Source organism: Psychromonas sp. (assembly GCF_983033635.1).
Genome location: NZ_CEZLMY010000106.1, coordinates 1 through 12145, shown reverse-complemented (window position 1 = coordinate 12145; position 12145 = coordinate 1). Strand labels below are relative to the sequence as shown.

Genomic DNA, 12145 nt, shown 5'->3' with positions numbered 1-12145 from the left:
ATCAACGGGGATCACGGAAACAAATACTGTGACCACAGAGTTAGTGGATGATGCATCCGTGCTGACTGTTTCAGATGGCGCGGCAATAGAAGACACAACGCCTGCTGGCACGGTTATGGCAACCTTTAGTGTGGCAGATGAAGATACAAGCGGTGTCACGGTTGATTTTGCGGCAGGCAGCAATGATCCCGTTTACTACGAAATTGATGGTAACGAGGTGAAATTAACAGCCTTAGGTGAAAGCTTCTTGGATGCCGGTAATACACTGCCAAATATCAGCTTAACCACATCAACGGGGATCACGGAAACAAATACTGTGACCACAGAGTTAGTGGATGATGCACCACCAACCCTCAAAATAACTTCCAATGACATTGACTTATCTGTTGGTGAAACAGCAACAGTTACATTCACCTTTAGTGAAGAAGTTAAAGACTTTACACATAGCGATATTACCGTGACTGGCGGAACATTAGGTGCGCTTGGTACTGTGATCGATAATGGAGATGGCACGTATAGCTATGAGGCGATCTTTACACCTAATAATCTATATGACGGCACTGCAAATATTTCTGTTTCTGATAGTAAATATACTGATATTGCTGGTAACGAAGGCATTGGCGAAACTCTTACTTTGAATGTCGATACAACCCCACCTGTTGCAGTTGATGATCCTATGAGTGCAACTTTAGGCTCTTTACAAGGCGAATACTGGGGATATGACGACGGAGCATCAGGTCATAGTAATCTTACAAGCATTTCTCAGGTTCTTAATTATGTTGATAGTACAGATGCTGAAATAACGTTTACCTCATCAGCTGTCAATTATGGCTATGGTAGTGGAGATCTTGCCGATGATTCTCAGAATAATCACAAGAATGGTGTGGGTAAGGATGATGTTCCAGATAACCTTAAAAGCTTCCTTGGCGCTACAGATGCCGGCTCAATTCAAGGTACAAGTACTGATGCGGCTACCGACGGGATAATTAAGCTTACTGGTAATTTGAATGTTGAATCTGCCGGAGTATACAAACTGACAGTGCTGCACGATGATGGTTTCCAAATTAAGGTTGACGGCGTTAATCTTTCAAAGTTTGACGGCAATACTAGTCAGCAGAGCACAAATGTTACATTTAACTTAACTTCTGGCCTGCATAGTGTAGAAATAATATATTGGGATCAAGGTGGTGCTTATGTATTAGAACTGGACCTTAGTCAGCTAAATACAGATGGAACTACGGGCAGTAATATTTGGGTTGCAGAAAATCTTTCTCATACAGTTGCTGGTGACACTATCTCTGTTGAAGAAGGTTCTCAGCAAAGCGTTACAATTGACATATTAGCTAATGATAGCGATATTGACGGTCAGCTTGATCCAAGTACTGTAGTAGTAACTTCAGGCCCTGCACATGGTACCGTATCAATTGATTCTGTTACTGGTCAAGCGACCTACATTCCAACTGAGAAAGACTATAACGGAGAAGATTCATTTACATACACAGTTAAAGATAATGCGGGTAACATATCAAATACTGCAACGGTCAAGGTTAATGTTGTCAATTCCTACAGCTCGACTTCAGGGACTCCTGGCGATAATGGTACCGATAGTGATAATAGTATTGATGGAACGGAACTCAATGATGTGATTGTCAGTGATGCGCAAGGCATCCAAATTGTTGCTGGAGAAAACTATAATATCGCCTTTGTTCTTGACTCTTCCGGTAGTATGGGAAGTACCGCAATCGCAACAGCAAAAGAACAATTAACTTTAGTATTTAACTCTTTGATTAAAAGTGCATCTGGAAACAATGCAGGTACTGTTAATGTTTTACTGGTTGATTTTGATACTAAAGCAGAAACATCAGTTTCAGTAAATCTTGCTGATAATAATGCATTAGCTACGCTTGAAGCTGCATATAGTTCAATTGCAAGTGGAGGTATGACCAATTATGAAGCTGCCTTCCAAACAACAACTAATTGGTTTAGTAGTGGATCTGCCGCAAGTAACAGCGGTACAAATATCACTTACTTTATTACTGATGGCAAGCCCAATGATTCCACTTCTGACGGTAACGCGGCGGAAAATGCGAAGGATGCCTTTAAAGCACTAAATGCGCTATCAGAAGTGGAAGCGGTAGGTATAAAAACAGCCATCGCTCTTGATGATATTGTTTACTATGATAGCGATGGCGTAGCCAGAGCTGAAATTAATGTTGATAATCTTGCCAGTGTTATTCTGGGAACTGAAACGTTATTGACTCAAGGTAATGATACGGTTGATGGGGGAGAGGGTGATGATATTATTTTTGGTGATCTTTCTCTCGGTTCAGCTGTCAATGGTTATGGTTACTCCTCGCTACAAGAATATGTTGCTGATGCAACCAATGCAGAAGCCGCAGATGTTAGCGTAGCTGATGTTCATCAATACATTCGCACTCATATCAATGAATTTGGCGCATCAGATAACAGCGATGGTGATGATACCCTTACTGGTGACGCTGGTGATGATATCCTCTTTGGACAAGGAGGGGGGGATACGTTAAATGGAGGACTCGGATCTGATCTGCTAATCGGTGGCGACGGTGATGATTTTCTTATCGGAGATGCGGGAGGGGATACTTTTATTTGGTTAGAGGGGGATTCAGGTATCGATCATATTACAGATTTCAAAATAGCCGAGGGTGACAAACTTGATCTCAGCGATCTGTTACATGTAGAAAAAGGTAATAATATTGATGAATTCTTAGACTTTGACTTTGACGGTACTGACACAACCATCTCTGTTCATGCATATGGTACAGACATTACCCAAACCATTATTCTTGATGGAGTTGATTCTGATGATTTAGGTGTTGTCGCTAATGCGGATGATATAACTATAATTAATACGTTGTTTAATGCAGATAATAGTGGCCCATTAATCATTAGCGATATTACTGCTATTGAGGCTAATGGAGAAGTGCTGGCAATTGCAGACGATTCAGTCTTGTAGATATTAAATTTACCTTATTAAAGAGCAATCTAGCAGGTTGCTCTTTTTTATTTTAAATTATTTAATAGTTTGTACATTTTATTGTTTTTTATGCTTGTGTGACCTAATCTTTTTCTTATAAGTTATACACTTACAGCTTATCTTCGATAAAGAATTAATTTTATTTCATTCACTTTTCTAAGAGTATTTAATTAAATGCAGTCTTCATCTTCTACACAAGAAAAACAGTGGACTATCGGTGCCTCGCAACGAATCACTGAAGATCCGCTTCTTGATTGCCTGGTACTACTTAGTGAACACTTTGGTAACCCTTGTTCGGCCGAAGCGTTATCAGCTGGTTTACCGCTTTCAAGTATTAATCTTTCTCCTGAACTGTTGCCGCAAGCAGCAGCGCGAGCAGGCTTGAGTGCAAAGTTAAGCCGTAAAAGTCTTAATAATCTTCCTGCAATGTTATTGCCCTGTATTTTTAATGCTTAAAGATCAGAAAGCCTGTGTTTTACAAGAGCTGGATATTAAAGCAAACAAAGCCGTTATCTCCCTGCCTGAAACGGGTGGTGAAGAGCAGTTAACGATTGAAGCTCTTGAGTCAGTTTATGTGGGCTATCTATTTTTAATTAAACAAAAATATCATGGTGATCGTGATTTTGATGTGCATGTAGGAGATAACAAAAAGCATTGGTTATGGCAGTCTATTCGACAATCTGCGCCAATTTACCGAGATGTTATTATCGCCTCTATTTTAGTGAATATTTTTGCTTTAGTTTCCCCTTTGTTAGTGATGAATGTTTACGACAAAGTTGTACCTAATCTTGCTTTTGAAACCTTATGGGTGTTAGCGATTGGTGCTTCGATAGCGTATACCTTTGATCTGATTTTAAAACAGTTACGCAGTTACTTGATTGATGTTGCCGGTAAGAAAGTTGATATTCAAACCTCTTCAAAGTTATTTGCGAAAGTTATCGGTATCCCTTTAGAAAAACGCGCACCCAGTGTTGGTGGGATGGCAAGGCAGTTGGGGGAATTTGACAGTGTGCGAGAGTTTTTATCTTCAGCGACTATTACCGCATTGGTAGATTTACCCTTTTCTATATTATTTGTTTTTATTATCTGGCTGGTTGCAGGTGATTTGGCCCTTTTCTCAATTATTGCAGCGGTACTGATTCTTGGTTATGCCTTGTTAGTACAACCTAAGTTACGCCATGCGATAGAAGAGAGTAATAAGTTTTCCGGTTTACGCCACGGCCACTTGGTTGAGAGTTTATCCACGATTGAATCTATTAAAGCCAACGGTGCAGAAGGTATTGTTCAGAACGCCTGGCAGCAGATGTTAGGACACACTTCCAACTGGCAATTAAAAACAAAAGTGATCACTAATTCTGTCGCAAATGTTTCCAGTTCTGTCGTTCAGATGACCGTTGTTGCAGTGATTGTACTAGGGGTATATCGCGTATCGGACGGCCTAATTTCAATGGGGGGGATTATTGCCTCCGTGATGCTGTCGAGCCGTGCTGTTGGCCCGATGGCAAAAATTGCATCCCTGATGACCCGCTATAATCAAACCGTAACCTCTTTAAGACAGCTTGACGGTATTATGGAACAAGAAGGAGAATTTGAAAATAAAGGTCACCTGGCCAGCCGTACTAAATTAGAAGGTAATATTATTCTTGAACATGTTGGTTTTAATTATCCAAATATAGAAAAACCGGCGTTATATCCATTGTCAATTAAAGTCAAACCGGGTGAAAAAATAGCAATTATTGGCAGAAACGGCTCAGGGAAAAGTACGCTCGCAAAAGTGATGCTGGGTTTATTTAAACCAACGCTTGGTAGTATTCGTTATGATGGTTTACATCAGGGGCAAATCCACCCTAGTGATTTGCGCCGTAATTTTGGTTATTTACCACAAGATATAGTGCTCTTTCATGGTTCGATTAAAGACAATATTTTATTTGGTACAAAACAAGTCACTGAATATCAATTGATCCGTGCAGTGCAACTTTCAGGGGTTAGCATGTTTACCAATCTCGAATCGGAAGGTTTAGAGCAACAAGTTGGTGAAGGCGGTAAATCGTTATCACGCGGACAACGTCAAGCCGTTGCGCTTGCCCGCGCCATTTTAAATGATCCGCAAATTTTATTGCTTGATGAACCTACAGCCAGTCTGGATGCGCGTGCAGAAAAGCTGTTTATGAAATCAATGGCACAAACAGTGAAAGATAGAACGATGTTTTTAATTACTCATAAAATGCATCTTCTGCAACTAGTTGACCGGATTATAGTGCTTGATAAAGGACACTTAGTTGCAGATGGAGCAAAAGATGTGATCCTGGAACAATTAAAAAATGGCCTGTTAGGTGCCAGTGCTAATGTAGCTAAAGAGGCTAAACGATGAAAGTAACTAAAGACGATCTGGAAATGGCTGATGATGTTTATGGTGCTATTTTAACACAGACCCCCAGTGTTCACCGTTTAACTATCTGGTCATTAGCGGCATTCTTTATCTGTTTTTTTGTTTGGGCATATTTTGCTGAATTAGACCGTGTAACCAGAGGTCAAGGGAAAGTAATTCCTTCATCTCAGGTACAGATTATCCAAAGCCTTGATGGCGGTATTTTACAAGATCTTTATGTAAAAGAAGGGGAGGCGGTTAAAAAAGGTCAAACTTTAGCGCGTATTGATGATACGCGTTTTCGCTCTGATATGGCGCAACAAAATAAAGAAGTCGATGCACTACGAACTGATATTATTCGTTTACGGACAGAACTAAGCAGCATTTTAATTGCCGACGTAGCGGATTGGAAGCGACAAATTAAGATCAGTAAAAAATCACTACAATTTTCTGATGATTTAAAAGGAAATTCTAAAAAATTAGTATTACGACAACAAGATGAATATAATAGCCGTATTAATAGCCTTGAAAATCAAGTGGCTATACAGGCCCAGCAAATAAAGCAACGTCAACAAGAAATCAAGGAACTGGATTCGAAAATCCACACTCTGAAAACAAGTTTGAAGTTGGTAAATAGGGAACTTAAGTTAACACGACCGCTTGCAGAAAAAAATATTGTTCCCGAAGTTGAGTTACTAAAATTAGAGAGAACGTATAATGATATTAAAGGTGAATTAAGTGCGCTACGTTTAGTAAAACCTAAGCAACAATCGGCGTTTGAAGAATCGGTTTTAAAACGTCGAGAAGCAGTGCTTAAATTCCGGACCGATGCTCGTGCACAACTTAACGAGCTGCAATCTAAATTATCAAGCATAACGGAAGCGCAAGTTGGTGTACAAGACAAAGTAAAAAAAGCATTAATTACCTCCCCAGTAGTCGGCACTATAAAAACTGTTCATATAACAACCTTAGGTGGGGTTATTAAACCCGGTCAGGTGTTATTAGAAATTGTGCCTACGGAGGATAAATTATTAATAGAAGCCAAAATATTGCCAAAAGATATCGCATTTATTCATCTTGGTTTACCTGCAAAGGTAAAAATAACGGCCTATGATTTTACCCGTTATGGCGGACTTGACGGCGTAGTTGAGCATATTAGTGCGGATACTACCCAGGATGAAGAAGGCAATAGTTTTTATATAATAAGAGTTAGAACAACCGAATCGAGTATGCATAGTAAAGATATGCAAGATATGCCAATTATCCCCGGGATGATGACATCCGTTGATGTGATGATTAGCAAAAGAACTGTGCTTGAATATATTTTAAATCCGATTTTAAGAGCAAGAGAGATGGCGCTCAGGGAACACTAAATTATAGTGATTCAATCAATAATGGAGTAACAATGAAGTCCCTAAATTCTAGGTTAGCAAAGAAAAGTGCAATTGGTTTATTGTGTTCAGTGATAATGTGGCCAGCAAGTGTGAACAGTCAATCACTTGAACAAGCTGTTGCTCATACGTTAGATACTAACCCTGAACTTCGTGCTGCCTATACCCGTTTTAAAGTAAGCGAAAAGCAAGTAGATCAAGCACAATCTGGTTATCTGCCAACTGTTGATTTGACGGGAGGGTACGGTTATGAATATACGGATAGTCCAGGTACTCGCCGTTCAGCCGGCGGTGATACTGAAGATCTTATGCGCCGAGAATTAGGTCTTAGTGTTAAACAAAACCTGTTTAGCGGTTTCCATACCAGCAGTGAAGTTAACCGTACCAGTTATGCTACAAGTGCAGAGCAATGGCGTTTACATGCTACAGCTGAAGATTTAGCTTTAGAGGTAAGTAAAGTTTATGTTGACTTGATTAAGGCTGAAAAATTGGTGCGGCTATCAGAGAAAAATCTTCTGGCTCACGAAGAAATTTACGAGCAGATTAAACAACGTACCGATTCAGGTTTCAGTAGTACTGCCGATTTATCACAAATTAATGGCCGTCTTGCCAAAGCGCATTCAAACTTAATTGCAGCTAAAAATAATTACCTGGACAGTAAAGTAATATTTTACCGCGTTATCGATCAACGTCCTGACAATTTAGTCATTCCATACCCGGATTCATCATTATTGCCAGCGGGCGAAGAAGAGGGATTAAAACTGGCGCTTGCTCATCATCCCGTTATTAAATCATCAACAAATGATATTAGTTCTGCACGCTATCAACATGATGCTGCAAAATCGACCTACTACCCGAAAGTTTCATTAGAAGTTAATGCAAACTTTAACGATAACCTTGATGGTGAAGATGGCAGTTTTGGTGATGTAGGTGGTGAAAATAACGAAGTTCAGGCTATGATTCGTGTTTCATACAATATTTTCTCCGGTGGTAGAGACGAAGCCTACGCTAAAGAAACGGCTTATAAGATGAATGAAGCTAAAGAACTTAACCGTAATGTTCACCGAGAGGTCACAGAAGGTTTTATTCTTTCCTGGAATGCTTTTGAACAACTTAATTTACAAAAGAAATACATAAAAATGCATGTTATCGCCTCAAAAGATACACAATCGGATTATCAACAACAATTCAGGATTGGGCAGAGAAGCTTGTTAGATTTGTTGGATACTGAAAATGAACTGTATCAGGCGCGCCGAGATTTTTTAGATGCAGAGATGACCGAGATAACAGCGCAATATCGTATCCTGCACTCAATGGGATTATTACTTGATGCATTGAGAGTAACTCGCCCTGCGTCTTGGCAAGGTGAAAATCAATTTGAAGGGGGTGTTACACAATGAGATATTTAATAAGCGTTCTTTTAGTTCTATCTGTTTCTGCTTGTTCAGTACATGTAGATGAGATGACACCAGAGCCTACCGTGCAAAAATTTGACTTAACTGATAGCGAAGGCGATGGTGTTATTAATGCTCGTGATCAATGCCCGGAAAGTTTTACTGGTGCGCAAGTTAATAACAGCGGCTGTGGTTCGGATCGTATGGAAAAGGTAAGACGTAAACTATTGGTTAATTTTGCAAATAACTCTTATCTTGTGGAGTCACAGTTTCTTCCTGAAATCAAAGGATTAGCAGACTTTATGACAGAGTATCCTGCAACCAATGTTACGATTGAAGGGCATACCAGTAAGCGAGGTTCAAAAGAGTTAAACAAAACGCTATCGCAAAATCGTGCTCAGGCAATCAAAGATATCCTGGTGAATGAGTTTGCTATTAACGAAAGTAGAATTACTCCAATCGGTTATGGCTTTGATAGGCTACTATTGGAAGGGGACGATGAATACATTCACGCGCGTAATCGTCGTATTGTTGCAGAACTTTCAAGTGAGAAGTCATTTACTGATATGAAATGGACGATTTATAGTGTTGATGAACACTTGGAGTAAGTATTTACTTGCTCGTAATAAAGTATGCTTGTGCTTATTTAGTAGTTTAATACTGCTGATAAGCGCGACTTTGCTTTATGCAAAATCTTCAAGCCAGTTAGATGAGCCTAAAATTATTAATGCGCTTTACAGTAATTATGGTGAGCGTGCTGCTAAAAGAGGTCAGGCTTGGTTCAAAGTGGTGGCAAAATCATATGATGTAAGTGAGTCTGAGAAATTAAAAAATGTGAATAATTTTTTTAATCTTCTGCGTTTTATTGATGATATAAAACTTTGGGGCGAAAAAAACTACTGGGCTACACCGATTGAGTTTATCGGCGTTAATGGTGGCGATTGTGAAGATTTTGCTATTGCTAAATATTTCACTTTGCTTGAGCTTGGTATCCCCGATAAAAAAATGCGCATCACTATGGTAAAAGCAGTTAAATATAATCAATATCATATGGTTGTTGCTTATTATGACACCCCGGGCTCAGTGCCGCTGATCCTTGATAATATTGATGGAAGAATTAAACCAGCTTCACAACGCCAAGATCTAATACCCGTATACAGCTTTAATGGTAAACAACTTTGGCTCAATAAAGAGAAAGGGCAGGGTGTACTTGCTGGAAAATCAGAACGTCTTAAACGTTGGACCAATTTAAATCACCGCATGGGTATCTCAAAGATGAGACAGCCAAAATTGAGCATGGAGTAATCAATAAATGACCCTTTTTAATCAGATAAATTCATTGTTATTTGGACTGTTTCTACTGGTGATGTCCAGTTTAGTTTACTTTCAGTTTACTGAAACCAAAGAATTTATGATCAATCAGATGGCATCTGATCTAAATAATACCAGTACCTCTCTAAGTTTAATGTTAAAACCTCATCTGGAAACTGGTGATGAGGTAACGGTTGAAACCTTAGTTAATGTGATTTTTGAAGGGGGGTTTTATCAACAGGTTAACTTAACATGGCTTGCTGATCAAAAAGAGCAGGTTTGGCATAATCCTGTTGTGATTGAAAAGGTACCGCAATGGTTTATTGATTTAGAGCTTTTTGAAGCACAAACCCAAGAGACGATTATCACCTCAGGTTGGCTACAATTAGCGACCCTGAAAATAGAATCAAATCCAGCAATTGGTTATCGTGAATTATGGCGAATAATGAATGATACCTTGATGGTTCTTTCTACTATTTTCTTATTATCAATCTTTTTAATGCGTATTCGTTTAAAAGCAATTCTAAAACCATTACACGAAGTTGCTGTTCATGCTCAAGAGATTGCACAACGCAAATTCAGCCCTGATATGCCTTTACCGAAAACCAGTGAATTAAAGGATGTAGTTGGCGCGATTAACTCTATGTCCGGTCAACTAAAGCTCGTTTTCAGTTCACTTGATGATCAAGTTAATACTTTAAAACATGATAAATTATTAGATGCTGTTTCGCAGCTTCCCAATCGATTGTATCTGACCGGGCAGTTAAATAGCTGGTTAGATGAACCTGGATTTGGCGGACTTCTATTAGCCAAACTTGACTGGTTAGAAGAGATACATAGTAAATTTGGTTATCAAGTCCGAGATGAAACCATCAAAGTACTTGCCAATAAACTGCAAGAAACACTACCTAAAAGTGCCGAAAGTGTTATCGCGCGTATTTCAAATACAGAGTTTGCCTTCCTGGTTACCAAGGGGGATCGTGAACAATTAACTGAATATTTACAATCGTTAATCCGTCTGATCAATCAGGAGATGTTAAAAGCCGGTTGTGAGCCAAACCGTGATTTTGCAATTGGTATCAGTGAACGCACACCAGAGGTCACTCGCGCTGAATTATTATCACAAGCGGATAATGCGCTGCAAAAAGCGCTCAATGAAAATAAAGTCAGTAACTGGTTTTATGTTGATACTCAGCAGGAGTTTAGCCGTGAAGAATGGCGTACCCGTCTGACTAAAGCGATTAGCAATAATCAATTTTTATTCCAATGGCAACCTGTGCACTGCACCGAAAGCGGTGCAGTGATGCAACGTGAAATATATTGCCGCTTGCAAATTGATCACAAAATTGTTCGAGCAGGGCAGTTTATGCCTTATATTGAGCGTTTATCATTAGGGCATCAGTTGGATCGCTGTTTACTTGAAAGCATCAGCAAAGAACAAATTCTTAATATTAATAATGAACCGGTTGCTGTGAACTTAGCACGAGAGAGTTTAACCGATATGGAGTTTCATACTTGGTTAGCCCAGTATTTAAAAGAGCTCCCCAATCCAGAAAAACTGCACTTTGAAATTCCTGAATCAGGTATCACCAGTAATTTGGACGTTTGCAGTAAGTTATGTGCGATCATCAAAAAGGGAGGGGCACAGTTCGGTGTTGATAACTGTGGCAGACAGATGGGCTCATTAGATTACTTACAGCAACTTAAGCCATACTACATTAAATTGGATCTGTCATTGTCCTGTTATAACAGTGAAGAGCAGGAAGATAATCAGCAGAATCTAGAACTTTGCCGGGCATTGGTTAATATCGCTAGAGGTTTAGATATTAAAGTTATTATCACAGGTATTGAAGATGAAGCGCATTTGAAAACGGTAAAACCACTTCGAACAGAAGGTTATCAAGGTTATATTGCTCCACCTGTAGACATCTGATCTCTGAATATCCTTTACTGCAAAGCAGGTATTTAAAGATGCCTGCTTTTTTTTGATTTTCTCCTCCCTCCTTAACTATGCTTTTCACTAGTAAAATATGCGATTGTTAATAAATTAAAAAACTAATAAATCAAAGCGTTAAAATCCCATATATTCATAATGAATTTCAAAGCCCTTTTTTATAGTTAAAAACTATAAAAAAGCAAGGAACTAAACGCCCCAAATTATTGACAGTTCACAATTTGCGTCTTTACTTGTAGGTGATGAATGATCTTTTTTGTGCCGAGTCAACGTTAGAAATAAGCAAACATCTCGTCGATTAATTAATTTGTTATGTATATTGCAATCAATTCTTTAAAAAAGTCGTTCTCTACGCCCAGAAAATTAGCTTGATAAAAGTAATTTCCATGGGCGCATTAGTTTCCCCATCTGCATTTATCTGTTCTGTATTTGGGGGAGTTTAGCTTTTCGGTGATCAATGGGAGCTAGTTATGAGTAACGACGACTTTGTTAAAAATCAACCTAACGCACAAGTTGATGAAAATAGCCCTGTTGGTGACCCAGCAACAGATCCAGAATTGAATTTAGATACGCCTGATGAAAACCTCCCTGTTGGTGATATTAACCAAAATGCAGCGGATCAGGAAACTTTGCAAGAAATTGCAGATATTCAGGCTGCCATTGAAGCGGATGAGATAGAAGCGGTTGAAGAGATTGAAACCGCCGCCGGTGATG

Annotated in this window: 7 protein-coding genes and 1 pseudogene; all 8 read left to right on the top strand. The window is 39.2% G+C overall.

What is annotated here, in order from left to right; all coding sequences use genetic code 11:
* The coding region (locus AC4GME_RS12980) for an Ig-like domain-containing protein (protein ID WP_490379534.1) at nt 1–2992 on the top strand (2992 nt) is incomplete at its 5' end.
* A 195-nt stretch (nt 2993–3187) separates the two neighbouring features.
* A pseudogene (locus tag AC4GME_RS12975) lies at nt 3188–5384 on the top strand (type I secretion system permease/ATPase).
* Nucleotides 5381–6754 carry an HlyD family type I secretion periplasmic adaptor subunit gene (locus tag AC4GME_RS12970; RefSeq protein WP_490379533.1) on the top strand — a complete coding sequence of 458 codons (1374 nt, stop codon included), beginning with the start codon at nt 5381–5383 and terminating at the stop codon, nt 6752–6754. Before AC4GME_RS12975 ends, AC4GME_RS12970 begins: the two are co-directional and overlap by 4 nt.
* Before the next feature lie 32 nt (nt 6755–6786).
* A complete protein-coding gene (locus tag AC4GME_RS12965) occupies nt 6787–8172 on the top strand; it encodes a TolC family outer membrane protein (RefSeq protein WP_490377360.1) in 1386 nt (461 codons plus the stop codon).
* Nucleotides 8169–8774: an OmpA family protein gene (locus AC4GME_RS12960; RefSeq protein ID WP_490377361.1), complete on the top strand. Its 606-nt coding sequence runs from the start codon at nt 8169–8171 to the stop codon at nt 8772–8774. The genes AC4GME_RS12965 and AC4GME_RS12960 overlap by 4 nt, the downstream gene beginning before the upstream one ends.
* Entirely contained in the window at nt 8758–9471 is a 714-nt protein-coding gene (locus AC4GME_RS12955) for a transglutaminase-like cysteine peptidase (RefSeq protein ID WP_490377362.1), read from the top strand. The genes AC4GME_RS12960 and AC4GME_RS12955 overlap by 17 nt, the downstream gene beginning before the upstream one ends.
* 7 nt (nt 9472–9478) lie before the next feature.
* On the top strand, nt 9479–11410 hold the full coding sequence (locus AC4GME_RS12950) for a bifunctional diguanylate cyclase/phosphodiesterase (RefSeq protein ID WP_490377363.1): 1932 nt from the start codon (nt 9479–9481) through the stop codon (nt 11408–11410).
* A gap of 491 nt (nt 11411–11901) precedes the next feature.
* Nucleotides 11902–12145, top strand: a 244-nt coding sequence (locus AC4GME_RS12945; protein WP_490379532.1) for a hypothetical protein, incomplete at its 3' end; no start/stop codon positions are given.

Excerpts from the sequence above, each read along its gene's own strand:
- AC4GME_RS12970 (WP_490379533.1), top strand. The coding sequence starts at position 5,381 with ATGAAAGTAACTAAAGACGATCTGGAAATGGCTGATGATGTTTATGGT.
- AC4GME_RS12965 (WP_490377360.1), top strand. The coding sequence starts at position 6,787 with ATGAAGTCCCTAAATTCTAGGTTAGCAAAGAAAAGTGCAATTGGTTTA.
- AC4GME_RS12960 (WP_490377361.1), top strand. The coding sequence starts at position 8,169 with ATGAGATATTTAATAAGCGTTCTTTTAGTTCTATCTGTTTCTGCTTGT.
- AC4GME_RS12955 (WP_490377362.1), top strand. The coding sequence starts at position 8,758 with ATGAACACTTGGAGTAAGTATTTACTTGCTCGTAATAAAGTATGCTTG.
- AC4GME_RS12950 (WP_490377363.1), top strand. The coding sequence starts at position 9,479 with ATGACCCTTTTTAATCAGATAAATTCATTGTTATTTGGACTGTTTCTA.